This window comes from Streptomyces sp. NPDC051684 (assembly GCF_044453445.1).
GTDB lineage: Bacteria > Actinomycetota > Actinomycetes > Streptomycetales > Streptomycetaceae > Streptomyces.
Genome location: NZ_JBITCS010000003.1, coordinates 344,363 through 370,108 on the forward strand (window position 1 = coordinate 344,363; position 25,746 = coordinate 370,108).

Consider the following 25,746-nt stretch of genomic DNA (forward strand, 5'->3'; position numbering starts at 1 on the left):
CGGGCCCTTCGGCTTGGTGCGTTACGCCTCCGGCTCGCCGCCGAAGCGTTCCTTGTAGGAGTCCAGGTCCTCGTCGGTGATCTTGGCGAAGAGGACCGGCGGCACGGTGAACGGGATGCCGGCCGGGAGGGTGGTCAGCGACGTGGCCTCCTCGGCGGTGACCCAGTCGGCGTCGTCGCCCGGCAGGTCGAACGCGGCGCGCATGGCGGCCGCCGACGCCGGGATGAAGGGCTCGGAGACCACCGCGTAGAGGCGGATGAGGTTCATCGCCGTGCGCAGCGTGAGGGCCGCGGCGTCCTTGTCGGTCTTGATCTCCAGCCAGGGGGCCTTCTCCTCCAGGTAGGAGTTGCCCGCCGACCACAGGGCGCGCAGCGCCGCCGCGGCCTTGCGGAACTGGAGGGCCTCCATCTGGGTCTCGTACTCGGCGAGGAGGGTGGAGATCTCCTGGCCCAGCTTGGACTCGGCCTCGCCCGGGGTGCCGCCCTCGGGGACGTCGTCGCCGAAGCGCTTGCGGGAGAAGGACAGGACGCGGTTGACGAAGTTGCCGAGGGTGTCGGCCAGGTCCTTGTTCACCGTGGCGGTGAAGTGCTCCCACGTGAAGGAGGAGTCGTCGGACTCCGGCGCGTTCGCGATGAGGAAGTAGCGCCAGTAGTCGGCCGGGAGGATCTCCAGGGCCTGGTCGGTGAAGACGCCGCGCTTCTGCGACGTGGAGAACTTGCCGCCGTAGTACGTCAGCCAGTTGAAGGCCTTGAGGTAGTCGACCTTCTTCCACGGCTCCCGGATGCCCATCTCGGTGGCCGGGAACATGACGCTGTGGAACGGGACGTTGTCCTTCGCCATGAACTCCGTGTACCGGACGTCGGAGGCACCGGCCGGCTCGTACCACCACGACTTCCAGTCGCGGGTCTCACCGTCGGGGGCCTGGTCCGCCCACTCCTTCGTCGCGCCGATGTACTCGATCGGGGCGTCGAACCATACGTAGAAGACCTTGCCCTCGGCCGCCAGCTCCGGCCACGTGTCCGCCGGGACCGGGACGCCCCAGTCCAGGTCGCGGGTGATCGAGCGGTCGTTGAGCCCCTCGGTCAGCCACTTGCGGGCGATGGAGGACGCGAGGTGCGGCCACTCGCCCGCGACCTCGTCGATCCACGCCTCGACCTCGACCTGGAGCTTCGACTGGAGCAGGAAGAGGTGCTTGGTCTCGCGGATCTCCAGGTCCGTGGAGCCGGAGATCGCGGAGCGCGGGTCGATCAGGTCCGTCGGGTCCAGGACGCGGGTGCAGTTCTCGCACTGGTCGCCGCGGGCCTTGTCGTAGCCGCAGTGCGGGCAGGTGCCCTCGACGTAGCGGTCGGGCAGGAAGCGGCCGTCGGCGGGCGAGTACACCTGCCGGATCGAGCGCTCCTCGATGAACCCGTTCTCGTTCAGCTTGCGGGCGAAGTGCTGGGTGATCTCCGCGTTCTGCTCCGAGGAGCTGCGGCCGAAGTGGTCGAAGGCGAGACCGAACCCGTCGTAGACCGCCTTCTGCGCGTCGTGCGCCTGCGCGCAGAACTCGGCGACCGGGATGCCCCGCTCCTTCGCCGCCAGCTCGGCGGGGGTGCCGTGCTCGTCCGTCGCGCAGATGTACAGCACGTCGTGGCCGCGCTTGCGCAGGTAGCGGGAGTACACGTCGGCCGGGAGCATGGACCCCACCATGTTGCCCAGGTGCTTGATCCCGTTGATGTACGGAAGGGCGCTGGTGATGAGGTGTCGAGCCATCGGGGGCTGCTCCCGGGTTGTGACGTGGGTGGAATCTAGAAATCGTAGCCGACATGGGGCGGCCGCCCGCGCGGTGTTTACTGCGCGGACGGCCATGGGGTATCGGGGCCCTGCTGAGCGGGGTTACGGGCGCGGGGTCACGGGCGCCAGGCCTCCAGGAGGCCCTTGTAGAGCTCCGCGTCCGTGAGTTCCAGCGGGGTCTCGCCCGCGTGGAAGACCGCGGCGTTCTCCGCCTTCAGCTTGCGGAGGTAGTCGAAGTTCTTCGAGTCCGGGTCGCCGAACGTCACGAACTGGAAGAACAGGGGGTGCGCGGCGGCCGCCGCCAGGGCCTCGTTCGCCGGGCGCTGGGTGTCCGGGGGGCCGTCCGTCTGGAAGACGACCAGGGCCGGGGCGGTGGGGTCGTCCGACTTCTGGTGGTGGGCGACGACCTCCTCGATCGCGCGGTGGTAGCTGGTGCGGCCCATCCGGCCAGCCTCCGCGTGCCAGGCGTCGACCTTGCCCTCGTACGCGTCCAGGGTGAGGTCGCCCGAGGCGTCGATGTCCGTCGAGAAGATCACCGTGTGGACGGTGGGGGTCTTGCGGGCGTCGAGGTGGGCGGCGAGTGCGACGGTCTGCTCCGCGAGGGCGGCGGTCGAGCCGTTCTTGTAGTACGGGCGCATCGAGCCGGAGCGGTCCAGGACGAGGTAGACCGTGGCGCGGGTGCCGGTGAGGCCGTTCTTCTTCAGGGCCGTGCCGGCGGCGGAGTGGGCGGCGGTCAGGCCGGGTGCGCGGGTCTTGACCTTGGCGGGGGTATGGGCGGGCTTGCCGGGCTTGGCGTCCTCGGTCGCTCCGGCCTGCGCCGGGGTCTTTGCCGCGACGGGGTCGACCTCTTCGTCCTTGTCGGCGTGCGCCGGAGTGCCGTCTTCGGTGGCCTGCGCCGGGGTGGCCTCCGTTGCCTCGACGGGGTCGGCCCCCTTGTCCTCCTCGGCCTGCACCGGGGGCTGTGCCCACCCTTCCCCAAGCTCTCGGCTTCGCTCGAGCAGGGGAGACCCCATTCGCCCTGCGGGACGCTTGCCCACAGTGGCGGGGGCCGGACCTTCGGCGTCGTCCGTGGGCTCGCCAACGGCGGCGGCCTTGGGCTCGGCCGTCTCTTCGGCGGGCGCCGCGGCCTCGGACTCCGCCGGTGCGGCAGCCGTAGCCTCCGCCTCGGGCTCGGCGGCAGCGGTCTCCTCGGCCTTCGGCTCGACCGGAGCCTGCTCCTGAGCCGGGGTGGACTTCTCAGCTCGGACGTCCTCAGCCGGAGCGGACTTGTCAGCCGAGGCGGGCTTCTCAGCCGGAGCGGACTTGTCAGCCGAGGCGGGCTTCTCAGCCGGAGCCTGCTCCTGAGCCGGAGTGGACTCCTCAGCGCGCACATCCTCAGCCAGAGCCGGCTCGTCAGCCGGAGCCTCCTCCTCAACCGAGGCGGGCTTCTCAACCGCAGCCGGCTCCTTGGTCGAAGCGGACTTCTCAGCCTCAGCCTGCTCCTCGGAAGTAGCCGAGCTCTCAACCGGAGCCGAGCCCTCGGAAGTAGCCGAGCCCTCAGCGGGAGTCGAGCCCTCAGTCGGAGCCGAGTCCTCAGCCGCAGCCGGCTCCTCGGTCGTCGACTCCTCAGCCGGAGCCGTCACCCGCTCGCCCCCCACCGGCGTCGACGGTTTCGGGACCGAGATGTTGTCGAAGGCTGCCGAGACCAGGTCGTCCGCTTCGCCCTTGGAGGGGGCGGGGACCGTGGGCTGGTCCGTGGTGGCGGGCGACGGCTCCGCGGCGGCAGCGGTCTCGTCTTTCTTGCGCGGCCGCCCGAACGCGTTCCGCAGCCGATCCAGAATGCCCATGTGCGCAACCTTCCGCATGAGTTGTCCCCGACGTCCCTGGAACCCCTGGCCAGGACGGACACGTAAGGTTAGCCGCCGCAGGCTGTGATCTTGGGCAGGGTCGGGCCGTTCGACCGAGCGGACAACTGCCGCCCTTTCTGTGCGGTTTCAGTCGATCACGCCCGACTCCGTGAGACGTGTCCGATACGCCGGTGACTGGTGTGCCGACTCCCAATAGGCCTCCCGCAGGGCCGGCAGCACCGCCTCCAGGACGGGCGCGGTGCGCGCCGCGAGGAGGAGCCGCACCGCCACCGGATCGCCCTCCAGGGGGCGGATCGCCATGTCGGGGCGGGCCAGGGACGTCGGCTGGCAGAGCGTCACCACCTCGCCGGTCGCGACGAGGTTGGACGCGGTCAGGTAATCGCCGTGCAGGACCCGGGGGTTGAGGCCCGCGGCGCGGAACGCGCGGAGCAGGCCGTCCCATTCGCCGTCCACCGTCGGGTCGATCATCCAGCGGTCCTCCGCCAGGTCGGCGAGGCGGACGACCGGGCCGCGGGCCGCCGGGTGGTCGGCCGGGAGCGACACGTACTGGGGTTCGCGGGCCAGCAGGACCTTGCAGGTCAGGGACTCCGGGATGCGCAGAGGGCTGCCCTCCACCTCGTGGACGAAGGCCACGTCGAGGTCGCCGTCGGCCACCAGGCGCAGCAGCGCGTGCGCCGAGACGTCCATGCGCAGCGACGGCTCGTGCGGCGAGCTCGCGCGCAGCCGGCGCAGCCAGCCCGGTATCGCGCGGCTGGCCGTGGAGCCGATGCGCAGGAGTCCGCCGACCGAGTCCCGGGCCATCGCGCGCGTCTCGTCGACCAGCGCGCGCAGGTCGTCCACCAGCGGCCGGGCCCGCGTGAGCAGGGTGCGGCCGAGCGGTGTCGGGCGGCAGCCGGTGCGTTCGCGGACGAACAGCTGGCCGCCGAGGTGGTCCTCGATGCGGCGCAGCTGGGTGCTGAGCGCGGGCTGGGTCATGCCCAGGTGCCGGGCCGCCTTGTGCAGACTGCCGGTGTCCTCGATCGCGCACAGGACGCGCAGGTGCCGCACCTCCAGCTCCATGGGCGTCGAGCGTAGGCGGGTACCGTGCGCCGCACCAGGGTCAACCGTGTGGTGATAGCGCGGAGTTATCGCTTATTGGCATCTATCCCGTGCGTCCCGCGCGCCTCCACACTCTCACGCATGGACATGACACAACCCCCCACGGTCATCCGTCTGCTCGCCGGCGCCCTCGGTGCCGGCCTCACCGTCACCGCCCTCGCCGCGAGCCCGGCGGCCGCCCAGCAGCCGTCCTCCCACCAGTCCGCGTCCTCGTACGCGCGCTACGCCGGTTCCGCCGAGGAAACCGCCGCCAACAAGGCCTTCTTCGAGGCCGTCCTGAAGTCCGTCGCGAAGAAGCGGGCCGCGAACCCAGGCGCCGAGTCCGTCACCGTCTCGTACGACGCCTCGGGCGCGCCGACCTTCCAGCAGCAGATAGCCAGCAGCGCGTCGATCTGGAACTCGTCCGTGTCGAACGTGAAGCTCCAGGCCTCCTCCGGCGGGGGCGACTTCTCGTACCGCGAGGGCAACGACTCGCGCGGTTCGTACGCGTCGACCGACGGGCACGGCCGCGGGTACGTCTTCCTGGACTACGCGCAGAACCAGCAGTACGACTCCACGCGCGTGACCACGCACGAGACGGGCCACGTCCTCGGCCTCCCCGACCACTACGAGGGGCCGTGCAGCGAGCTGATGTCGGGCGGTGGCCCCGGCCCCTCGTGCACCAACGCGAACCCGGACGCGAACGAGAAGGCGCAGGTGGAATCCCTGTGGGCCAACGGGTTCGGCAAGGCCCTGCACAAGGCGGAGGCCGCGCTGCGCTAGACGGTCCGACGGACGAGGCGCGCGGCCCGGCCCCACCTGCGACCTGACCGCAGCGGACCGCCGTCTCTCGCACCGGGCCGCCGCCCGTCTCCCCATGGGCGGCGACCCGGTGCGGTCCAGCGCGTGCACAAGGCCCTCAGCCGTGCAGCGTCAGGTCGACCAGGAGCGCCCGATGGTCGGTGTCCGCGAGGCGGATGAAGCGGGACCTGTCCGCCGAGAAGTCGTCCGTCACCAGTACGTGGTCGATCTGCGTGCCCAGCGGGCCCGGCGCCGTCGAGGGCCAACTCGGTGTGCGGGCCCGGCCGGTGAGGCGGGCCGCGTCGTGCAGCCCGCCCGCGCCGAGGAGCCGGCGGAACGCCGCGTGGTCCTGCGTCGCGTTGAAGTCCCCCGCCGTGATCCCGGGTCCCTCGCCGGCCCGCGCCGCGTCCGCGAGGCGGCCCAGTTCCGCCCTCCACACGCCCACCTGGTCGGGCAACGGCGGCATGGGGTGCGCCAGTTGGAGGCGCACCCCGTGACCGCGTACGTCCGCGACGGCGGCGGGCATGCCCATCGTCCCGGTCACCGTCGGCGCCCCCTTCAGCGGGAATCTGCTCAGGATCATCGAGCCCTCGGAGCCGTCCGCCGCCACGGCCTGCCGGTGCGGATAGCGGGTGCGCAGCGACTCGCGGTCCAGCGCGTCCCGGCAGGGCCGCCCGCACTCCTCGACGAAGACGAGGTCGGGGCGGTGCCGGGTGACCGTGTCGATCAGGGCGTTCGTGCCGCGGCTGAACTGCACGTTGGACGTGAGCACCCGGACGCCGGACACCGGGGCGCCCGCCGGTCCGCCTGTCGACCCGGAGGGCCCGTACGGCTCCATGTACCAGGCGAGCGCGCCGAGCACGACGACGCCCCAGACGAGCCCCGTACGCCAGCGCGCCAGCAGCGCGAGGAGCAGCGCGGCGGCCGTGGGGGCGAGCAGCCAGGGGAGGAAGGCCAGGAGCTGCGGTACGGGCGTCATCGCGTCGCGGTCCGCGGCCCGGCAGCCGACCACCACGCTGACCGCCGCGAGCAGCAGCGCCGCCGCCCACGCCCCCGCCCGGTTCACACGGCGGTGCCCGGCCTCCCGCGGTTCGTACCGCGCGGCGCCGGGCGTCTCGTCCGTGATGTGCTGCTGCCTCTGGTCCAAGACCCGGCCCCCGTCTCCGTACCGGTCTGTTCGGAGTTCTCCAGGTTAGCCGGGGTGCGTGGCCGTCAGGCCGGTTTGGCGGCCCCGGGGTTGGGGGCGCGGCCGTGCTCCGAGGCGAGCGCCCAGATGACGAAGACGCCGATGCCGATGGAGATGACCGACCACACGGGCGCGTACGGCAGGAACAGGAAGTACTCGACGACGTAGAGCGCGCCGAAGCCGATGCCCGCGCCGCGCGCCCAGTCCTTGTCCCTGAGCACGCCCCAGCCGGTGACCGCGACGAGCGCGCCGATGACGAGGTGGATCCAGCCCCACGTGGTGAGGTCGAAGGCGTAGACGTAGTCGCCGATCCGGCCGTAGACGTCGTCGTTGGCGATGGCGGCGATTCCGTTGAGGACGCCCAGGCAGCCGCTGACCAGCATCAGGACGCCCGCGAACAGGGTGCCGCCGGCCGCCCAGTCGGTCCGGGGGCCCGCGCCGCGGGTGGGGTCAGGGTCGGGCGTGCGGTGGTCCTTGGACCAGGCGGTCGTCGGCCCGGTTTCCGGTGGTGTGTTCGTCATGCGGGCGCCTCCTCGTGTCACCGGAATGCTCGCGCCGCAGCGCCGCCGCGGCACTCCGTGCGCGGCTGAACGGGTGTCTGCCGAGCCACACCGCGAGCGCCACGAGCACGCCCACGGCGACGATCGCCCAGGACGCGGTGCGCAGGGGCGAGGTCAGGGCGTCGTAGACCGCGGCCGTGGCCGCCTTGTTGGCGGCGTCGGAGATGTCGGAGAGCGTCAGCGCGCGGGCGATCGGCAGCGCGACGAGCAGCGCGGCCGCGCTCAGGGCGGCGCCGAGGGCCGTCCACGCGAGTGCGCGGCGGCGGCGCCGGGCGAGCGCGAGGCCGGCGGCGGCACACACCACGGCCGCCGACGGCAGCCAGAGGCCCGCGAGTTGGAAGGCGTGGAAGCCCTTGCGCAGCCCGGCCAGGTCGCCGGCGGAGAGCAGGGTGACCTCGGTGTGGGCGACGGGGATCCGCTCGGCGAACGGCACGCCGTTCGCCTCCAGCTGCTGCTTGACCTGCCGGGTGACGGGCGCCAGGTCGAGCGTGACGGGGCCCGTGGTGCCCTCGTCGAGGGCCTGCTGCACGGCGTCGTGGGCGGCCCGGTTCGCGGTGTTCCAGGCACCGCGGAAGGCGTCGGTGTCCGTGAACGAGACGACCGCGTCGTGCAGATAGTCCTCGACGACCGGTTCGAGCGCGCCCACGTCGAGGCTCTTCATGACCCCGGTGGTCACCGCGTCCGCGACCGCGTTCCGCACATCGGCGTCGCCGGCCAGCGGCGCCATCGCCGACACGTACCGGTCGCTGTCGCCGATCTCGTACTTCGCCCAGGTGGAGAGCGTGCCGAGCGGGACGAGCAGGCAGGCGAGGACGAGCAGGCAGGCGGAGGCGGTTCTTCGGGTCACCGTTTCAGGCAAGGCCCCGCTCGCGCGGCGCGCGAGCGGGGTGCGTGCAGACGGACTACTCGGACGGCCCCTACTTGCGGTTGTAGAGGCGCATCGTCACGGGCCCGAACACGGCGATCAGCAGCGCCGCCCAGCCCAGCGACCACAGCACCGCGGCGGTCGGCCAGTCGCCCTCCATCAGGCCGCGCACGGCGGACGCGACGTGCGTGACGGGGTTGTTGTTGACGAAGGCCTGCAGCCAGCCCGGCATGGTCTCGGGCTTCACGAAGATGTCGCTGAGGAACGTCAGCGGGAAGATCACCATCATGCTGACGCCCATCACGGACTTCTCAGTGCGCAGCAGCAGCCCGAACATCGTCCAGATCCACGAGAACGCGAACGAGAAGACCAGCAGGATCGCGATGGCCGCGAGGACGCCGAGCACCCCGCCGTCCGGCCGGAACCCCATGATCAGGCCGACGGCGAGCATCACGACGGACGCGATCGTGTAGCGCAGGGCGTCGCCGAGGAGGTACCCGACCATGACGGACGGGCGCCAGATCGGCAGCGTACGGAAGCGGTCGAAGACGCCTTTCTCGATGTCGGTGTTGACCGAGACGCCCGTGTACATCGTGATCATCACGACCGACATCACGAGGATGCCGGGCAGCAGGTACTGGATGTACTCGCCCGGGGAGCCGGCCAGGGCGCCGCCGAACAGGTACGTGTACATCAGCACCATCATGACCGGGAACGCCGTCACGTCGAAGAGCTGCTCCGGCACGTGCTTGATCTTCAGGATCGCGCGCCAGCCGAAGGTGAGCGACGCGGACAGGGCGCTGGGCCGGGGCGGCCGCTCCTTGGCGATGAGCAGCTCGGCGAGGGAATCGGCGCTGACCGGGGCGAGTTCCTGTGCCTCGGTGCTGGAGGTGGTGGCGGTCGTCATGCCGTCGCCTCCTCGGACGTCTGGTCGCGTACGGGGTTCTGGTCCTGCACGGGCTGGTCGGTGAGGGCCAGGAACACCTCGTCGAGGCTGGGCTGGCCGAGGGCGAAGGTGTCCACGGTGATGCGGGCGGCGGCCAGTTCGGCCAGCGCGCGGGAGGCCTGTTCGGCGGCGCCCCGGCCGTTGGAGGCGCCGCCGACGCGGGCGGTGAGCGCCACCGGGTCGGGCTCCAGGACCACCTGCGCGTCGAGCACGGTGTTCAACAGCCGCTCGGCATCCGGGCGTTGGTGCGCGTCGCGCAGGCGTACGTGGACGGAGCCCGAGCCGACCGAGGACTTCAGCTCGCCCTTGGTGCCCTCGGCGATCACCCGGCCCTTGTCGATGACGGCGATCCGGGCGGCCAGCTGGTCGGCCTCGTCGAGGTACTGGGTGGTCAGCAGGACCGTCGTGCCCTGGGCGACGACGGCGCGGACGATCTCCCACACCTGGTTGCGGCTGCGCGGGTCGAGCCCGGTGGTCGGCTCGTCCAGGAACAGCAGGTCGGGGGTGTTGAGGATGGACGCGGCGATGTCGATGCGGCGCCGCATGCCGCCCGAGTAGTTCTTCACCTGGCGGCCCGCCGCCTCCGACAGGCCGAACGCGTCGAGGAGTTGGCCGGCCCTGGCGGCCGCGGACTTCTTGGCGTGGCCGGTCAGACGGGCGAGCAGCACGAGGTTCTCGTGGCCCGTCAGATCCTCGTCGACCGACGCGTACTGGCCGGTGAGGCTGACGCGGGAGCGCACCGCGTCGGCCTCGCGCACCACGTCGTGGCCGAAGACGTGGGCCTCGCCCGCGTCGGGCCGCAGCAGCGTGGCGAGCATCTTCACGGCGGTGGTCTTGCCCGCGCCGTTCGGTCCGAGCACGCCGTAGACCGTGCCGGCCGGGACGGTCAGGTCGATGCCGTCGACGGCGCGGTTGTCGCCGAAGATCTTGACGAGGCCCGCGGTCTCGATGGCCAGGCCGGTCGCGGTGGTGCTCATGTCGGATGCCCCTCTCGGTCACGTCACAGAGGCAGACCGGCCCCGCGCCGGGAACTCATCGGCCGCCCGGAGCCGCCGCGCCTCAGGTGGAGCACTGGGCCGAACGGGTGTTTCCTGGACGTGGGGGCGTGGAGATCGTGGGGATCCAGGGTTCATCCTAGGAGGCCGATCATGCGCCGAACCACTCCTGCTCTGGCTGCCGCCGGGCTTCTGGCGGGCGGGCTGCTCGCCGTGACCGCCGCGGCACCGGCCGGTGCGAACAGCGGGGACGTCGTCTGGGGGACGGTCGTCTCCCCGTCGGACCTCAATCTGCGCTCGGGGCCGAGCACCTCGGCATCCGTCGTGTACCGGCTCGCGCCGGGCAGCCAGGACCGTATCGAGTGCGCCACCGACGGCTCGTCCGTGCACGGCACCACGACCTGGTACTGGTTCACGGGCGCCCGCGGCTGGGCCAGCGCCGCGTACGTGGACACCGGCGGCCGCGGCGTGCCGAGCTGCACGTCCGGGGCGCCCGACGGGCCGCGGCACGATCGCGGTCATGACCACGGCCCGAGCAGCTTCTACTACCGGGAGTACCGGGAGTTCGGCGTCACCTTCTAGAACGTACGTTCTATAAGGGCGCGTACTCGCTCGCCGAGTAGTAGCGGTAGTACGTGCCCACGAACGTGGACGCGCCGATGACCAGGCCGAGCATGACCGACCACAGGATCGCGGGGTCCGAGAGGCTGTGCAGGAAGCCGATCGCGATGCCGGCGAACGCGCCCCAGGCCGAGGCCCGCGCGAGGAAGTGCCGGCCCGCCTGCTGCCGGGACCAGTGGTGGATGCCGAAGCAGAGCGCCGCCACGATGATGCCAGTGACGAAGCCGAGCGCGATGTTGCCCCCGGTGACCTCGCCGCCGAAGCGGTCGATGCTCGCCGCCCAGAAGCCGTACGCGATGCCGGTCACGACGGGAACGACGACGGCCGCGCTCGTCGGGGAGAGCGCCGCGCCGCCGGTGTGTCCGGTGCCGCCGCGTCCCGGTGCGGGTGCCGCATGCTGAGCCATGACGGGCTCCTTTCTGCCAGGCCCCCTCGGATGCCCCGAGTCTCGCGTTCTTCGTCTTCCATTGACCTCTCGTGGCACGCCCTTCGCAACATGCGCGCGGTGGCGCACCGTGTTTCGCTGAGCGCATGAACATCCTGCTCCTGGGCGCCACCGGCATGGTCGGCAGCCGCATCGCCGCCGAGGCCCTGGGCCGCGGCCACAGCGTGACCGCCGTCAGCCGCTCCGGCGACGTGCCCGTCGCCGGCTGCACGGCCGCCGCCGCGAATGTCGCGGACGTACAGCGGCTGACCGAGCTCGCGGGCGGGCACGACGCCGTGGCCTCGGCGCTCGCGCCGCCCCGCGACGGCTCCGACCCCGTCGCGCCGTTCCTCTCGCTCAACGAGGCGGTGGTCGCCGGAGTGCGCGGGTCCGGCGTCGCGCGGCTCGTGGTGGTCGGCGGGGCGGGCAGCCTGGAGGTCGCGCCCGGCGAGGCGCTCGTGGACCAGCCGGGCTTCCCCGACGCGTACCGCGGCGAGGCGCTCGCGCACCGGGACGTGCTCGAGTATCTGCGCACCGTCGACGACCTGGACTGGACGTACATCTCGCCCGCCGCGGAAATCGGGCCGGGGGAGCGCACCGAGGAGTTCCGGATCGGCGGCGACCGGCTGATGAAGGACGCGGACGGCGAGAGCCGGATCAGTGCCGAGGACTACGCGCTGGCCTTCGTCGACGAGATCGAGCGCGACGCGCACTCCAGGAAGCGCATGTCGGTCGCGTACTGAGTCGCGGCCCCCTGAACGGCCGTGTCGGCCGTGTCATCGGGCTCCTTGTGCCGGTACTCGTACAGCTCGGCGTCCGCCTCGTTCTCGTAGCCCGCGCGCTCGGCGGTCCTGCGGAGCAAGGTGATCGCGGCGTCGTCGCTCGGCGGTCCGTACCGGTGCGCGCGCAGATCCTCCGCGAGGCGGCCGAGGAGCGCCTCCGGCGACTCCTGCGCGCCGCGCGGCGACACCAGGCGGGGCAGCCGCTCGCGTACGGGGTAGAAGGTGCCGTCCGCGTCGCGGCACTCCGTCACGCCGTCGGTGAAGAGGATCAGCGTGTCCCCGACCCCGAACGGCAGCCGGGCCACGGTCGGTGCCGCGGCGCCCAGCGTCCCCATGCCGAGGGGGAGTCCGGCCGGCAGGTCGGGGGTGTGCACGCGGCCGTCCGCGGTGACCACCAGCGGCGGCTCGTGCCCGAAGTTGACGATGTCGACGCACTCGGGGTCCGTCGGCGGGAAGTGCAGCAGCAGACCGGTGGAGAACGCGTCCGTGAGGCCCTCGTCGTGGGTGATCCGGGTCCAGGCGCTGTAGCGCTGCATGGCGATCTCCAGACGCCGGGCCACCTCCTCGATCCGCTCCTCGTGGTACGCCGCCTCCCGGAACGCGCCGAGCAGCCACGCCGATGCGGACACCGCGGGCAGCCCCTTCCCGCTGACGTCGCCGAGCACCGCGCGCACCCCGTGCGGCGAGGGCTGGAAGTCGTACCAGTCGCCGCCGACCCGGGCCGCGCGGGCGGCGGGCTGGTAGAAGTCGGCGATGCGCAGGTCCTCGAAGCGCTCGGGCAGGCCGCGCATCACCGCGCGCTGGGTGGCCTCCGCGATGTCCGTGAGGGCCTGGACGCGGGCCCGCTGCTCCTCCCTGCGGCGCGCGATCAGCACGCCGAGCAGGCCGCCGGTGCCGATCATCAGCGGCCCGAGCAGGTCCCAGCTCCCGCTGGTCGGCAGCGGCGCGACGGCCTGGAGCCCGACGTAGACGCAGATCAGCATTCCGGTGACGACGGCCGTGACGGACACGGGGGCGAGCAGCGCCACCACGATCGGCACGAGGCCGAGCAGGGCGCGCGCCTGGAAGTCGGCGGGCGTCGCGACGTCGAGGGTGGCGATGATGAGCGCCATCACCGCGACGAGCAGCACCATGGCACGCCAACCGCCCGTGGGGCGGGTGTCGGTGGGGTCCGCGCCACGGATCGAGGAGTGGAAGCCGCTCGAGCCACGAGATGTCATCACGTCGAGAATGCGGGGCATTGGTCGTGAGCAGTAGGGACCAAGGTCCGTACGCGGGTGAGATCCGGGTCTCAGTGCACGGGGACGCTCACGAAGCGTGACGTCACGTGCAGGTCCGCCGCGATGCGCTCCGCGGTCCCGGTGAGCTCCGCCGCCCACGCGGCGTCGTCCCCGCGCCCCTGGTGCGCGGTGACGTCGAGTGCGGACACCACGTGGCCCGCCCGGTCCCGCACCGGCACGGCGACCGAGCGCAGTCCGGCCTCGGGCCCGTCGGCCACGGCGAGCTCGCCGCCGTCCCGCAGCAGCCGCCCGGCGGCCGTGTCCGCGGCGGGCAGCCGGGAGCCGACGCCGATGTCGACGCTCATGACCCGGCGCGGCGTCACCCGTGCGGTGCACCGCACGGCCGTGCCGTCCGGTACCGACAGGCCGACGGATTCGCCGAGCCGCTTCGACAGGTCCGCGAGGTGCGGTGCGGCGATGCGGGGGAGCGTGGTGCGGGACAGGGGCGCGCAGCCGAGGGAGAGGACGCGGGGGGTGAGGCGGTAGGTGCGGCCCTGGTGGGTGACGTGGCCGAGGTGTTCGTAGGTGATGAGGGCGCGGCGGGCCGTGGCACGGGCGAGACCGGTGGCCTCGGCGATTTCGCTGAGCGTCAAGGTGGGGTGGACGGCGTCGAAGGCTGTCAGGACGTCGAGTCCGCGGGCAAGTGACACCACTGGAGCCTGCTTTGTGGACGAGAGGCCGCGGGGTTCGGGGCGGAGCCCCGAGGCGTAGGAAGAAGTGCCCAGTACGGATTCCATCGACCGCACACACGCCTCCAACGGCCCCCGCACCGCCCCCGCCAGCTCCCCGGCGCCATGCCGGCTCGTGTGGCTGACGACGCTCACCGCGCACACCACCGAACCGTCCGGCCCTCGCACGGGAACCGCCACCGCCACCAGGCCCGGCTCGACCAGCTGGTCGTCGACGGCCAGCTCCAAGCCGTCCCGGAACACCAGACCCGGCGCGCACCCGTCCATCGGCAGCGCGTCCCCCACCCGGAAGCTGATCGACAGGGCGCGCCTGCGCAGCACTTGGTGGACGAAGCGGATGTCGTCCCCGTCGGGGACCGCGAGGGAGACGGATTCGTCGAGCTCGTCGGCCAGCGCGTCGGCGAGGGGGCCCAGGAGCCCCGGCACCCGCAGCGCGTCCAGGCAGGCGTTGGCGACGGTCATCAGGGGCGGGGCAAGCGCGGCGTCACGCCCGTCGAGGCGTACGAAGCCCAGGTGGGCGAGGGTCGCGCAGATCCGGTCGACCGTGGAGCGGGCCAGGCCCGTGACCCGGGCGAGGTCGGCGAGGGCGAGCGTGCCGTCCGCGTCCGTGAGGCGCCCGAGCACGTCGAGGCCGCGCATCAGCGGGGCGACGGCCTCGGCGGGCGGCTGCGGGGTCACGGGCGGGGACGCCATGGTCGGCACTTCGAGCACGGGGCCACGGTAGGCGACCCCGGCGACCGCATCGACGACACGGTCGACTATCGGCCGAGCAGTTCGATGATCCGGTCGAGGGTGGCCGGGGCCAGATGCCGGCGCAGCGCCTCGACCACATCGTCCGGGGTGCCCCGGCTGTCGATCTTGATTACGCCGTAATCGCGGCCGCGCTTCTCCTTGCGGGCGGCAGGGACGGCCGCGGCGGCCTCCGGCTCGCCGGGGAGCACCTGATCGTCCTTCGGGAGGCGGGCGATGCGGCGGGCGTCCTCGATGGAGACGCGGCCGTCGGCGAGCGCCTCCTGGATGTCCTCGCGCAGCTTCATCAGGGACAGCCGCTGCGAGATGAAGCCCTGCGTCTTGCCGATCCGGGCGGCGACCTGGCGCTGCGAGTAGCCGTATGAAGTGATCAGGCCCTGGATGGCCTGCGCCTGCTCCAGTTCCGTGAGGTCGTCGCGCTGCACGTTCTCGATCAGCGCGTCCTCGTCGGACCGTGTCGCATCGTCCCTGACCAGGACCGGAACCTCGTCCAGGCCCGCCATCCGGGCCGCCGCGAGCCGCCGGTGGCCGTGCAGCACGACGTACGGGGCCTCGCCCACGGCCTCCTTGTGGTGCGGGCGCGCGGCGAGGAAGACGGACGCGGAGACGACGCCGAGGGCCTGGAGGACGCCCCGCTCACGGACCGTCTCGGCGAGGCCGTCGAGGTCGCGCAGCTCGTGGCGCGGGTTGTCCGGGTTCTCGGTGAGGTCGCCGATCGGGACGGTCAGCGGCTTGGTGTCGGGGCGTCTGCGCTGGGCCGGGGCCGCGGCCTGCTCCTCGGCGGCCGCCTTGTCGGAGGACAGGAGCGAGGAGAGGTCGGTACGGCGCCCCATCAGACGTTCACCTTCTTCTTCGTGCGCTTCGTGGTGGTGCGGGAGGACTTCTTGCTGCGGGCCGGGGCCGGGATCGCCGCGAGGCCGACCTCCAGGGCGAGCCGGAAGAAGTCCTCGCGGGCCTGGAGGGCGACCCGGTTGGCGCCGTACTGCGTGACGACCAGGCCGTCGGCGCTGGCCCGCGTGTGCAGCTTGTAGTGGCGTACGACGGTGCGCGCGAGCGGCCAGTCCTGCGCCTCGACGAACGCGCGGGTCTGCGCCAGGTCGGCCTTGCCGTCGCGCGGGTCCCAGTTGTTGATGACCACGCGGAAGGGCAGTCCGCGCGGCTTCACGACCCGCTCCACCGTGCGCTGCGTGGGCTGGAAGCCGAGCGGCTCCGGCTCGATGGGCACGATGACGTCGGTGGCGTTGGAGAGCACCGCGCGCAGGGCGTCGGCGGCCGCCCCCTTGCCGAGGGGGTCGTCGCCGTCGTCGTCGGCGAGGTCGAGCCAGCCGGGGGTGTCGACGAAGACGTGCTCGGCGGACGGGATGCGGGAGAGCGCGGCGAGCCCCGAGAGATCGTCGTGGGCCTGCACGAAGTCGAAGGGGAGGCCGTCGCCGACCCGCTCCGACCACCAGACGGCCGAGCCCTGCGGGTCGATGGAGACGGCGACGACCGGCGGGCGTTCGGCGTCGGGGGCACCCGCGCCGAGCACGTCGGCGGTGACGGCCGCGAGGTTCACGGCGAGCGTGGACTTGCCCACGCCGCCCTTCTGATTGAGGATCACGTGTACGTGTGCCACGAAAGCTCCCTAACTCCCTGAACCGGGACATCCGGCGCATTTGGGGCGGTTGTTCGTGGTCACTCTGGCAGCGTGGGCGCCGCGGGGCGGGGTGTACACGCCGGGGAGCGCAGGCCGCGCAGCAGCAGGGGCGTCGCGAGCAGCAGCACTCCGGCGAGCGCCAGCGCCCCGCGCGTCCCGATCAGTGCCGCGAAGGCGCCCCACGTCAGCGTCAGCACGGCCGTGACGGCGCGCTGGGTGACCGTCCAGGCGGACAGCACCCGGGCCACCCGGTCGTCGTCCGTGAGCCGCAGCCGCTCGGCCGCCATGACCGGGGAGAAGACGGCGCTGCACGTGATGAGGCCGAACTCCACGCCCACCACCACGAGCATCCCCGCGACACCGGGCACCACGAACGCGAGGCCGATCGGCCAGCACGCCCTGGTCGTCCCGCTGACGAGGAGCACCCGCCGCGCCCCGTACCGCCGCACCAGCGGCCCGGTGAGCCGGGAGCCGGCGAGGCCGCCCAGGCACGGGATCCCGAAGACGAGGCCGTACTGCCAGGGGGACAGGCCCAGTTCGTCGAGGAGCAGCACCGCCATGAGCGGGGCGCCCACCATGATCAGGGCGTTCACCAGCGTGTTGTTGAGGAACAGGGCGCGCAGTCCGGGCCGCCGCCACAGGTGGCGCCAGCCCTCGGCGATGTCGGCGGCGTTGAACCGGCCGCCGTTCGCGCCGCGCGCGGGGACCGGCTCGGGGGCGCGGATCGCGCGCACGCCCACCGCCGACAGGACGTAGCTCACCGCGTCCAGGAGGACCGTCGTGAGCGGCCCGAAGGCGCCGATGAGCGCGCCGCCGAGCGGCGGCCCGACGGTCGTGGCGGTCCACTGGGTCGACTCGAAGCGGGCGTTGGCCGCCAGCAGTCCCTCGTCCGGCACGAGCGCCTTGAGGTGGGCGCCGCTCGCCGCCCGGAACACGATGTCGGCGGCGGCCACCACCACGGACACCAGGACGAGTTGGGCGAAGGTGAGCGCGTCGAGGACGTACGCGGCGGGCAGCGTGAGCAGGGCCGCGCAGCGCACCAGGTCCGCGAGGACCAGCACCGGCCGCTTGCGCCGGAACTCGATCCACGGCCCGAGCGGCACCGCGAGCAGCGCGCCGACCGCGAGCCCGGCCGCCGCCAGGAACGACACCTGCGCGGCACTGCTGTGCAGCACCAGGACGGCGATCAGCTGGAACGCGTCGAGTGCCAGCCACGACCCGGCGGTGCTCACCGCGAAGGCGGCCCACAGCCACCCGAAATCCCGTCCGAGCCGCACCGAACCGCCTCCCGTTCCCGCCGCCGACCGGGAGATACAAGCGCCGGACGGCACGCCGCGGCAAACAACCGACAACCGCATCCGCACAACCAATGGTTGTATGGCTGTCGTGCACCCCGTGGACCTCCAGAACGTACGCACCTTCGTCGCCGTCGCCGACGAGGGCCAGATCCAGATCGCCGCCGCCGAGCTGGGCATCACCCAGCAGGCCGCCTCCAAGCGCGTCGCCGCCCTGGAGCGGGAGCTCGGCGCGCGCCTGTTCACCCGCACCCCGCGCGGGGCCCGGCTCACCCTCGACGGCGAGACCTTCCTGCCGTACGCGCGGGAGCTGCTCGCGGCCGCCGAGCGCGCCGCCGACTCCGTACGCGGCGGGCGCCGGCCCCTGCGCGTGGACGTGCTCGGCGCCAACGTGATCACCAACGGCGTCGTGCAGGACTTCCACGAGGCCCACCCGCACCTCCCGCTCGACGTCGTCGCCCTCGGCCACGGCGGCCCCGCCGCGCTCGCCTCCGTACGGGAAGGAGGCGTCGACGCCGCCTTCTGGACGCGGGCGGTGCCCGAGGACCGGCTGCCGCGCGAGGTGCGCAGCGCCCGCGTCATCGACGAGCCGGCGATCCTCGTCACCGGCGCGGCGCACCCCCTGGCGGACCGGTCCGAGGTCACGCCCGCCGAACTCGCCGGGCACCGGATCTGGATGCCCGGCATGGCCAGGGGCAGCGAATGGGCCGCGTACTACGAGGAGTTGGAGCGCGCCTTCGGCCTCACCATCGACGTCGGCGGCACCACCTTCGGCGGCGGCCACCTGCTGCGCACGGTGGCCGCGGCGGACGACGTGGCCACCATCATGGGCACCCGCACCCCGCTCACCCGCCCCGCGGACATCGAACTGCGCTTCATCCCCGTACGCCGCCCCACCCCGCTCTACCCGCTGTCGCTGCTGTGGCGGGCCGACAACCGGCACCCCGGTCTCACGGCGCTGCGGGCGTATCTGACGGACCGGTACCAACGTCAGGAGGACGGCGGACCGGCCGACTTCTGGACGCCCCACTGGGCGGGTCGGGACCGGCGGTAGCCCACACGGCTGGCCACCACATGCGTGAGACGGCGCGGGCCCGCAGGCTCGGACCATGCGCATCCGTACACCGCTCGTCGCCGCCACCGTCGCCGGCCTCCTGCTCCTGACCGCCTGCGGGGACGACAGCAAGCCGGACCCCATGCGGAAGGACCAGTGGGCCCTCGACGCGATGAAACTGCCGGCTGCCTGGGACACGTCGAAGGGCGACGACACGACCATCGCCGTCGTCGACTCCGGCGTCGCCACCGACCACCCCGACCTCAAGGGCAGGATCGTCGACGGCCACGACTTCGTCGACGGCGACGACGACCCCAAGGACCTCAACGGCCACGGCACGCACGTCTCCGGCATCGCCGCCGCCCACACCGACAACGGCGTCGGCATCGCGGGCGGCGCGCCAGGAGCCAAGATCATGCCGGTGCGGGTGCTCGGCGCGAACGGCTCAGGATCCAACGGCAACATCACCAAGGGCATCGTCTGGGCCGCCGACCACGGCGCCGACGTCATCAACCTCTCGCTCGGCGAGGGCGTCCTGATGACGAAGCTGCTCCAGGGCGGCATCCTCAACTACGCCATCCAGCACGCCCACGACAAGGGCGCGGTCGTCGTCGCGGCAGCGGGCAACGACGGCGCGGACACCCAGCCGTACAAGGTGCAGACGCCGGTCCTGGTCGTCGGCGCCAGCACCGCGAAGGGCACGGCGGCCGACTTCTCCAACTTCGGCGCCGAGCAGGCCGTTTCGGCCCCCGGCGAGGACATCCTCTCGACGCTGCCGACGTACAAGACGAAGGAGACCCTGAAGGACACGTCCGGCTACGGGAAGCTCTCCGGCACGTCGATGGCGGCGCCCTACGTCTCCGCGCTCGCGGCGCTCCTGCACCACCAGGGGCTCGACCCCGACGAGATCATCTCCACGATCCGGGAGACGGCCGCCAACCCGAAGAAGAACGCCAAGCTCGGCCTCGGCATCGTGGACGCCGAGGCGGCGGTGAAGAAGGCGAAGTAAGCGCGAAGAAGGCGGAGCAAAGGGCGACGGGCCCGGCCGATCAGCGGCCGGGCCCGTCGCCGTTCCTGTTCCCGGACGTTACCGGGCCTGGTCCCCGGGGGTGAGCGGGGTCTGCGGCGTGGGCTCCTCGGCGATGTCGAACGAGCCGAAGCCCTGGGCGATCAGCAGATCGTCGCTGGGCAGGCCGCGCCGGTTGGTGCCGGGCTTCTTGCCCCACACGTAGACGTGGTCGCCGGTGCGCAGGAGCTTCCACAGCGCGGCGGCGTCCTTCACCCGCAGGTTGACGCAGCCGCCGGAGCCGGACGAGAACAGGTCGTGGTACGTGCCGTGCAGGGCCTGCCCGCCGTCGAAGAACTGGGCGTACGGCATCGGCGCGTTGTCGTAGATCGTGGAGAAGTGCTTCTTGTGGCGCCAGTAGATCTTGTGCCAGCCGGTGCGGGTCTCGACGCCGCGCAGTCCGCTGCGCATCGGCACCGGGCCGAACACGAGCCTGCCGGTCCGCGCGGCCTGCACCCACAGGATCTGCCGGTTCAGGTCCACGCAGGTCACCCGGTACTTGCGTTTCGGGCACTGCTTGCGCGCGTTGGGATTCCGGCGGACGTCGTCGACCAGCAGCATCCGGTACGTCCGGGTGTCCGCCTTGCCGGTCTGCCTCAGTTTCAGCCGCTTCTGCAGCTTCTTGACGGCCACGCAGTCCGCGACGGACGCCCGCCCGTCCTGCTTCAGGCCGAGTCTCTTCTCCATCTCCCATTGGTAGGGGCCGGTTCTCGGGGTGCAGCCCGCGGCCGCGGTGGCGGCGGGTGGTGTGACGGCCTGCGCGGTGGGGGCCGCCGAGCCGAGGAGCACTGCGGTTATGAGGGCGGCGGCTAGGCGTGGTTGGTGCATGGACGGACTCCGTACGCGGGGCGAGTGGATGTGACGAGCCCATCTCAGTCACGTGCGGGCCGGGACCGCTCGGTGCGGCAGGGCCGTTCGGCGCACAGTGCGTCCGCCGCCGGGCCACTACGACACGCGGATACAACTGCGCTCTTCGGTGGACTTACTGCGGCAGGAGGATTCCTTGACGTTTGACTACTCTCCGTATCCGGAATACGGCTTTCGTCCTGGATTTTTATTTCTTGTTGACCTTCGGGGTCAACGGCCGATGGAGTGTGGATGGACCCGTCAGTGACCCGACCAGCATGGCTGCCAGGCAGAAAATGCCTGGCAGCGGCGAGTGCGTTGCTCGCGAGCGTACTCACAGCAGGGAGCGCCGGAGCGGTCGTGCCGACCGGCAGAGCGGCCGCGGAGGCCGGGGACGGTTCCGTCACTGTCCGTGTTGTCCATGAGGTCAACGCGAACGGTGACTGGGACTCCGTCCTCGAACCCGGCTGGGAGGGCGTCGAGGTCACCCTGACCGACGACAACGGCCTCTCCGTGTCCGGGAAGACGGGCGCGGACGGCACGGTGACCCTGTCGCCGGGCGCCGCGCTGACGGGCGGCAAGTACCGCGTCCAGGCGAAGAACCCGGACGCGAAGCTCTACGCGCCCGCGTTCGCGTCGGCCGAGGGCCTGAACGGGGCGCCGAACAAGCTGTCGTCGGCGGAGGAGTTCGTCGACCTGTCCGGCGGCAAGGACGTGGAGTACACGACCGCGTTCTGGAACCCGTCGGACTACTGCCAGAAGAACGCGCCGCTCGCGATGTGCGTGCAGCACAACGGCAATCACGCGTCGCACGACTCCATCAAGACCTATCCCTACGACGCTCGTGGGAGCCAGTCCAGCGGAGGCACCGCGCACGCCCAGGGCGACGAGACGGGCACCGCGCTGTGGGGGCTCGGCTACGACCGCACGCGCAAGAGCCTGTACAGCGCGAACTACGCCAGGGCCCGGTCCGCTTTCGGGCCGGGCGGCCCGAACACCGTGTACGTCACGGACATGATGACGAACACGACGAAGCAGTTCGCGACGGTGCCGAGCGGCGGCCCCGGCACCGAGGGGAAGAAGCCCCCGGCGTCCGACGTCGGCAGGAGCTCGCTGGGCGACATCGACACCAGTGAGGACGACTCGGAGCTGTACGTCGTCAGCATGGCGGACAAGACGCTGTACACGTACGACCTGACGAAGCCCGCCGGCTCGGCCCCCAAGGCCGCCGTCCCGATCCCCGCCCCGGACTGTCCCGGCGGGGAGAACGACTGGCGTCCGGGCGCGCTCGGCGTGCACAACGGCGTCGTCTACGTCGGCGGTGTGTGCTCCGGCGAGACCTCCGGGAAGCCGGACGACATGCGCGCCGTGATCCGCACGTACGACGCGCAGGCGCAGACGTTCGGCGACATCGTCATGAACGACCCGCTGAACTTCGCGCGCGGCGCCGCCAACTCCGGTGTCGGCAAGGAGTGCGGCGGCCGTCGCTGGCACCCGTGGGCCGACAAGGGCGGCCAGTACGTCTCGTACACCGAGACCGGCACGAAGAAGTGCAACGCCCAGTACGTGTACCCGCAGCCGATCATGCTCGACATCATCGAGGAGAGCGACGGCGACCTCGCCGTCGCCTTCCACGACCGGTACACCGGCGTCGAGAACAGTGTGCAGAGCGGTGGCGACATCAACCGCGCCTGCAAGAACGAGGACGGCAAGTTCGTCCTCGACGGCAACGGGGCCTGTGAGAACCACGAGGACCTCCAGGACTTCGCCAAGCAGGACGACGACGTCCGCGAGTACTACCCGGCCGATTACGGGCTGAAGAATCACCAGGAAGCCGCGCTCGGTGGCATGGCCCTGAGCCGCGTCGAGAACGAGCTGGCGGCATCGCTGTACGACCCGCTCAACACCGCGGGCAACAGCGGCGTGCGCTTCTTCGACCGGGAGAAGGGCACCGACTCCGGCGGCCTCCTCGTCACCACCATGTTCGGCAAGGCCGGCGGCATCGGTGACCTCGAGGTCCTCTGTGATCTCGCCCCGCTCCAGGTCGGCAACCGCCTCTGGTACGACGAGGACAAGGACGGCATCCAGGACCCGGGCGAGAAGCCCGTGGCCGGTGCCACCGTCAACCTCTACGACGCCGACGGCAACAAGATCGCGACCGGCAAGACCAACGACCGCGGCGAGTACTACTTCGACTCGACGCTGCTGAAGAACGTCCCCGCCGACAAGTGGAAGACCGGCAAGGACTACAAGGTCGCCGTCGACAACCCGGACGACTACGCAGCGGGCGGACCGCTCGACGGCTGGGACGTCACGCAGAACGATGCCGGCGGCAACAACCACATCGACAGCGACGGCAAGGTCCCGGCGGGCGGCAAGTACCCCGAGATCCCGTTCACGACCGGTGGGCCGGGCCGCAACAACCACACGTACGACTTCGGCTTCAACCGGGATACCCCCGAGGTGATCACCGGTAAGGCCAAGGTCGTCAAGAAGGACGCCGACACCGGGAAGGTGCTGCCGGGCGCCGGATTCCAGCTGTGGAAGGAGTCCAACGGCACGGACGGTCTTCAGACCGACGGTGACAAGCCGGACACGAAGTCCGGGGCCGCCTGCACCACGGACGACGACGGTGCCTGCGCCTGGGACGAGTTGCCGCTGGGTGAGTACTACGTCCAGGAGACGAAGGCGCCCGAGGGTTACCAGATGCCGGACAACCCGGTGACGGGCCCGTTCACGCTGAGCGTGGCGAACCGGGAGTACGAGGCGACGGTCAGCGACAAGCCGGAGGAGCCGACCACACCTCCGGAGCCCCCCAAGCCGGGCATCGACATCGAGAAGATGGACCGGGAGACGGGTTCGGACGCGGACAGCGCCGATCAGGCGGTGCAGGGGTCCGAGGTCAAGGACCAGGTCGTCGACATGACGATCACCAACAACGGCGACGAGCCGCTGGTGAACGTCAAGGTCGGTGACTCGGTGACGGCGGGTCCGGGTTCGGTGAAGGATCTGCACTGTGACTTCCCGGACGGGACCAGTGGTGACGATCCGGCGGGCCGGTCGGTGCGGTGGGAGGCCAGTTGGTCCGACAAGGACCCGGCGAAGCTTGCCGTGGGTGCTTCCTTCAAGTGCACGACGACCGTGACCGGTGTACCGGCCGGCAAGCTGCACACCGACAACTCCACCGTCAGCGGCAAGGGCGCCGGAAGCGGCAAGCCGGTCGATGACGAGGACCCGTGGAACTGGAAGGTTCCGACGGGGATGATCTCGGTCGTGAAGAAGGACGCGAAGACCGAGGAGGAGCTGGCGGGAGCGCAGTTCCAGCTGTGGATGGAGTCCAACGGTACGGACGGTCTGCAGACCGACGGCGCCGAGCCGGACACCAAGTCCGGCGGCGTGTGCACGACGGACGGCGAGGGTGCCTGCGACTGGGAGGACCTGGCGCCGGGCGAGTACTCGATCGTCGAGACGAAGGCGCCCGAGGGCTACCAGCTTCCGGACAACCCGGTGACGGGGCCGTTCACGGTCAACGCGGAGAGCCGGGAGTTCTCGGCGACCGCGTACGACGAGCCGAAGCCTCCGGTGACGGAGACTCCGAACCCGTTGATCGACATCGAGAAGATGGACCGGGAGACGGGTTCGGACGCGGACAGCGCCGATCAGGCGGTGCAGGGGTCCGAGGTCAAGGACCAGGTCATCGACATGACCATCAAGAACACCGGTGTCGAGCCGCTCGTGAAGGTCGTCGTCGGTGACTCGGTGACGGCGGGTCCGGGTTCGGTGAAGGATCTGCACTGTGACTTCCCGGACGGCACCAGTGGTGACGATCCGGCGGGCCGGTCGGTGCGGTGGGAGGCCAGTTGGTCCGACAAGGACCCGGCGAAGTTCGCCGTGGGTGCTTCCTTCAAGTGCACGACGACCGTGACCGGTGTGCCGGCCGGTGTGCTGCACACCGACAACTCCACGGTCGCCGGAGTCGGTTCCGACAGTGGCAAGCCGGTCGATGACGAGGACCCGTGGAACTGGAAGGTTCCGACGGGGATGATCTCGGTCGTGAAGAAGGACGCGAAGACCGAGGAGGAGCTGGCGGGAGCGCAGTTCCAGCTGTGGATGGAGTCCAACGGCACCGAGGGTCTTCAGACCGACGGTGACGAGCCGGACACCAAGTCCGGGGACGTGTGCACGACGGACGGCGAGGGTGCCTGCGACTGGGAGGACCTGGCGCCGGGCGAGTACTCGATCGTCGAGACGAAGGCGCCCGAGGGCTACCAGCTTCCGGACAACCCGGTGACGGGGCCGTTCACGGTCAACGCGGAGAGCCGGGAGTTCTCGGCCACCGCGTACGACGAGCCGAAGCCTCCGGTGACGGAGACGCCGAACCCCAAGGTCGACATCGAGAAGGCGGACCGGGAGACGGGGTCCGACGCGGACACGCAGGCCCAGGCCGTGAAGGGCAAGAAGCTGGGTGACCAGCTCATCGACCTGACGATCGCCAACAACGGCACCGAGCCGCTGAGCAACATCACGGTCGACGACGCCTTCACCTCGGGCCCCGGCAAGGTGAAGGACCTGGCCTGCACCTTCCCCGACGGAAGCAAGGGCAAGGGGAAGGACGGCCGGAAGTCCGAGGTCCGCTGGGAAGCGTCGTGGGCGAAGGAGAACCCGTCGATGCTCGCCGTCGGCGCCTCCTTCAAGTGCACGCTGATGGTGTCCGGCGTTCCGGCCGGCGTCATGCACAGCGACGCTGCCACTGTCACCGGCATCGGCATGACCAGCAAGAAGCCGGTCGACGACGAGGACCCGTGGAACTGGGAGGTTCCGAAGCCCCCGAAGCCGCCCAAGCCGGCGCCGAAGTACGGCGTCCAGGTCGTCAAGAAGGACGCCCGGACCGGCAAGGTGCTCCGTGGCGCGGTGTTCGAGCTGTGGAAGGACACCGACGGCAAGAAGGGCCTGAAGCGGAGCGGGAAGAAGCACGACACCCGCGTCGCCGTGGGTTGCGCCACCAACGGAAAGGGCCGCTGCTCCTGGAGCAAGCTCGCCGGCGGTACGTACTACCTGGTGGAGACGGACGTTCCCGAGGGCTACAAGAAGCCGCGGAAGACGGTCCACGGACCGATCGCCGTGAACTCCAAGCACCAGAAGGTGACCGTCAAGGTCACCAACCAGCCCGCCGACCTGAAGAAGGGGCACAAGAAGTAACCCGCCGGGGCCGGCTCTGATCCGCCGGCCCCGCTGTTTCCGAAGGCCCCCACC

Annotated in this window: 21 protein-coding genes; 6 read left to right on the forward strand and 15 right to left on the reverse strand. The window is 71.4% G+C overall.

The genetic code is table 11. The annotated features are described in order from the left end of the window. Positions 1-21 precede the first annotated feature (21 nt). The 3 genes from metG to ACIA8D_RS05850 all read right to left on the reverse strand — a co-directional run bounded on the left by metG (position 22) and on the right by ACIA8D_RS05850 (position 4,679). Entirely contained in the window at positions 22-1,752 is a 1,731-nt protein-coding gene (gene metG, locus ACIA8D_RS05840; RefSeq protein ID WP_399229017.1) for a methionine--tRNA ligase, read from the reverse strand. A gap of 137 nt (positions 1,753-1,889) precedes the next feature. Beyond that, positions 1,890-2,726 (reverse strand): VWA domain-containing protein, encoded by an 837-nt coding sequence (locus tag ACIA8D_RS05845; RefSeq protein ID WP_399229019.1) that lies wholly within the window; start codon positions 2,724-2,726, stop codon positions 1,890-1,892. A gap of 1,020 nt (positions 2,727-3,746) precedes the next feature. Continuing rightward, positions 3,747-4,679: a LysR family transcriptional regulator gene (locus tag ACIA8D_RS05850; RefSeq protein WP_399229021.1), complete on the reverse strand. Its 933-nt coding sequence runs from the start codon at positions 4,677-4,679 to the stop codon at positions 3,747-3,749. A 120-nt stretch (positions 4,680-4,799) separates the two neighbouring features. Between ACIA8D_RS05850 and snpA the strand changes: the two genes are divergently transcribed. Further along, on the forward strand, positions 4,800-5,480 hold the full coding sequence (gene snpA / locus ACIA8D_RS05855; RefSeq protein WP_399229023.1) for a snapalysin: 681 nt from the start codon (positions 4,800-4,802) through the stop codon (positions 5,478-5,480). A gap of 136 nt (positions 5,481-5,616) precedes the next feature. Here snpA and ACIA8D_RS05860 read toward each other — a convergent pair whose 3' ends face one another. From ACIA8D_RS05860 to ACIA8D_RS05880, 5 genes are all read right to left on the reverse strand, one after another. Continuing rightward, on the reverse strand, positions 5,617-6,645 hold the full coding sequence (locus ACIA8D_RS05860; protein WP_399229025.1) for an endonuclease/exonuclease/phosphatase family protein: 1,029 nt from the start codon (positions 6,643-6,645) through the stop codon (positions 5,617-5,619). A gap of 65 nt (positions 6,646-6,710) precedes the next feature. Continuing rightward, the gene (locus ACIA8D_RS05865) at positions 6,711-7,205 is read right to left on the reverse strand and encodes a hypothetical protein (RefSeq protein WP_399229026.1); all 495 of its coding nucleotides are present in this window, start codon (positions 7,203-7,205) and stop codon (positions 6,711-6,713) included. Continuing rightward, positions 7,135-8,091, reverse strand: a complete 957-nt coding sequence (locus ACIA8D_RS05870) for a hypothetical protein (RefSeq protein WP_399229028.1) — start codon at positions 8,089-8,091, stop codon at positions 7,135-7,137. Before ACIA8D_RS05870 ends, ACIA8D_RS05865 begins: the two co-directional genes overlap by 71 nt. A gap of 70 nt (positions 8,092-8,161) precedes the next feature. Then, on the reverse strand, positions 8,162-9,016 hold the full coding sequence (locus ACIA8D_RS05875; protein WP_399229030.1) for an ABC transporter permease: 855 nt from the start codon (positions 9,014-9,016) through the stop codon (positions 8,162-8,164). After that, positions 9,013-10,032 carry an ATP-binding cassette domain-containing protein gene (locus ACIA8D_RS05880; RefSeq protein WP_399229032.1) on the reverse strand — a complete coding sequence of 340 codons (1,020 nt, stop codon included), beginning with the start codon at positions 10,030-10,032 and terminating at the stop codon, positions 9,013-9,015. The genes ACIA8D_RS05875 and ACIA8D_RS05880 overlap by 4 nt, the downstream gene beginning before the upstream one ends. A 171-nt stretch (positions 10,033-10,203) precedes the next feature. On the opposite strand from ACIA8D_RS05880, the gene ACIA8D_RS05885 reads away from it, so the two are divergent. Continuing rightward, complete coding sequence (locus ACIA8D_RS05885) at positions 10,204-10,632, forward strand: SH3 domain-containing protein (protein WP_399229034.1); 429 nt, start codon at positions 10,204-10,206, stop codon at positions 10,630-10,632. A 10-nt stretch (positions 10,633-10,642) separates the two neighbouring features. On the opposite strand, the gene ACIA8D_RS05890 is transcribed toward ACIA8D_RS05885, so the two are convergent. Further along, positions 10,643-11,077, reverse strand: coding sequence for a hypothetical protein (locus ACIA8D_RS05890; protein ID WP_399229036.1), 435 nt, complete (start codon positions 11,075-11,077; stop codon positions 10,643-10,645). 125 nt (positions 11,078-11,202) lie between these two features. Here ACIA8D_RS05890 and ACIA8D_RS05895 point away from each other — a divergent pair, with 125 nt between their 5' ends. Next, entirely contained in the window at positions 11,203-11,838 is a 636-nt protein-coding gene (locus tag ACIA8D_RS05895; protein ID WP_399229038.1) for an NAD(P)-dependent oxidoreductase, read from the forward strand. On the opposite strand, the gene ACIA8D_RS05900 is transcribed toward ACIA8D_RS05895, so the two are convergent. The 5 genes from ACIA8D_RS05900 to ACIA8D_RS05920 form a co-directional block, all read right to left on the reverse strand. Next, a complete protein-coding gene (locus ACIA8D_RS05900) occupies positions 11,766-13,097 on the reverse strand; it encodes a PP2C family protein-serine/threonine phosphatase (protein ID WP_399229040.1) in 1,332 nt (443 codons plus the stop codon). The two genes, ACIA8D_RS05895 and ACIA8D_RS05900, sit on opposite strands and share 73 nt — an antisense overlap. A gap of 71 nt (positions 13,098-13,168) precedes the next feature. Continuing rightward, complete coding sequence (locus ACIA8D_RS05905) at positions 13,169-14,557, reverse strand: helix-turn-helix domain-containing protein (RefSeq protein WP_399229042.1); 1,389 nt, start codon at positions 14,555-14,557, stop codon at positions 13,169-13,171. 47 nt (positions 14,558-14,604) lie between these two features. Further along, positions 14,605-15,429, reverse strand: a complete 825-nt coding sequence (locus ACIA8D_RS05910; RefSeq protein ID WP_399229045.1) for a ParB/RepB/Spo0J family partition protein — start codon at positions 15,427-15,429, stop codon at positions 14,605-14,607. Continuing rightward, positions 15,429-16,211: a ParA family protein gene (locus ACIA8D_RS05915; RefSeq protein ID WP_399229047.1), complete on the reverse strand. Its 783-nt coding sequence runs from the start codon at positions 16,209-16,211 to the stop codon at positions 15,429-15,431. The genes ACIA8D_RS05910 and ACIA8D_RS05915 overlap by 1 nt, the downstream gene beginning before the upstream one ends. A gap of 59 nt (positions 16,212-16,270) precedes the next feature. Then, positions 16,271-17,509 carry an MFS transporter gene (locus tag ACIA8D_RS05920; RefSeq protein WP_399229050.1) on the reverse strand — a complete coding sequence of 413 codons (1,239 nt, stop codon included), beginning with the start codon at positions 17,507-17,509 and terminating at the stop codon, positions 16,271-16,273. Between the two features lie 100 nt (positions 17,510-17,609). Between ACIA8D_RS05920 and ACIA8D_RS05925 the strand changes: the two genes are divergently transcribed. Both ACIA8D_RS05925 and ACIA8D_RS05930 read left to right on the forward strand, forming a co-directional pair. Then, positions 17,610-18,581 (forward strand): LysR family transcriptional regulator, encoded by a 972-nt coding sequence (locus ACIA8D_RS05925; RefSeq protein ID WP_399229051.1) that lies wholly within the window; start codon positions 17,610-17,612, stop codon positions 18,579-18,581. A gap of 55 nt (positions 18,582-18,636) precedes the next feature. Further along, positions 18,637-19,590 (forward strand): S8 family peptidase, encoded by a 954-nt coding sequence (locus ACIA8D_RS05930; protein WP_399229053.1) that lies wholly within the window; start codon positions 18,637-18,639, stop codon positions 19,588-19,590. A gap of 78 nt (positions 19,591-19,668) precedes the next feature. On the opposite strand, the gene ACIA8D_RS05935 is transcribed toward ACIA8D_RS05930, so the two are convergent. Further along, a complete protein-coding gene (locus ACIA8D_RS05935; RefSeq protein ID WP_399229055.1) occupies positions 19,669-20,475 on the reverse strand; it encodes a L,D-transpeptidase in 807 nt (268 codons plus the stop codon). Positions 20,476-20,853: 378 nt separating this feature from the next. Between ACIA8D_RS05935 and ACIA8D_RS05940 the strand changes: the two genes are divergently transcribed. Further along, positions 20,854-25,692 carry a SpaA isopeptide-forming pilin-related protein gene (locus ACIA8D_RS05940; protein WP_399229058.1) on the forward strand — a complete coding sequence of 1,613 codons (4,839 nt, stop codon included), beginning with the start codon at positions 20,854-20,856 and terminating at the stop codon, positions 25,690-25,692. The last annotated feature ends 54 nt before the right edge of the window (positions 25,693-25,746 follow it).

Bases quoted from the DNA above. Each gene is read 5' to 3' on its own strand.
- metG (WP_399229017.1), bottom strand. From the start codon at position 1,752: ATGGCTCGACACCTCATCACCAGCGCCCTTCCGTACATCAACGGGATC.
- ACIA8D_RS05850 (WP_399229021.1), bottom strand. From the start codon at position 4,679: ATGGAGCTGGAGGTGCGGCACCTGCGCGTCCTGTGCGCGATCGAGGAC.
- snpA (WP_399229023.1), top strand. From the start codon at position 4,800: ATGGACATGACACAACCCCCCACGGTCATCCGTCTGCTCGCCGGCGCC.
- ACIA8D_RS05865 (WP_399229026.1), bottom strand. From the start codon at position 7,205: ATGACGAACACACCACCGGAAACCGGGCCGACGACCGCCTGGTCCAAG.
- ACIA8D_RS05875 (WP_399229030.1), bottom strand. From the start codon at position 9,016: ATGACGACCGCCACCACCTCCAGCACCGAGGCACAGGAACTCGCCCCG.
- ACIA8D_RS05880 (WP_399229032.1), bottom strand. From the start codon at position 10,032: ATGAGCACCACCGCGACCGGCCTGGCCATCGAGACCGCGGGCCTCGTC.
- ACIA8D_RS05885 (WP_399229034.1), top strand. From the start codon at position 10,204: ATGCGCCGAACCACTCCTGCTCTGGCTGCCGCCGGGCTTCTGGCGGGC.
- ACIA8D_RS05890 (WP_399229036.1), bottom strand. From the start codon at position 11,077: ATGGCTCAGCATGCGGCACCCGCACCGGGACGCGGCGGCACCGGACAC.
- ACIA8D_RS05895 (WP_399229038.1), top strand. From the start codon at position 11,203: ATGAACATCCTGCTCCTGGGCGCCACCGGCATGGTCGGCAGCCGCATC.
- ACIA8D_RS05900 (WP_399229040.1), bottom strand. From the start codon at position 13,097: ATGACATCTCGTGGCTCGAGCGGCTTCCACTCCTCGATCCGTGGCGCG.
- ACIA8D_RS05910 (WP_399229045.1), bottom strand. From the start codon at position 15,429: ATGGGGCGCCGTACCGACCTCTCCTCGCTCCTGTCCTCCGACAAGGCG.
- ACIA8D_RS05925 (WP_399229051.1), top strand. From the start codon at position 17,610: ATGGCTGTCGTGCACCCCGTGGACCTCCAGAACGTACGCACCTTCGTC.
- ACIA8D_RS05930 (WP_399229053.1), top strand. From the start codon at position 18,637: ATGCGCATCCGTACACCGCTCGTCGCCGCCACCGTCGCCGGCCTCCTG.
- ACIA8D_RS05935 (WP_399229055.1), bottom strand. From the start codon at position 20,475: ATGCACCAACCACGCCTAGCCGCCGCCCTCATAACCGCAGTGCTCCTC.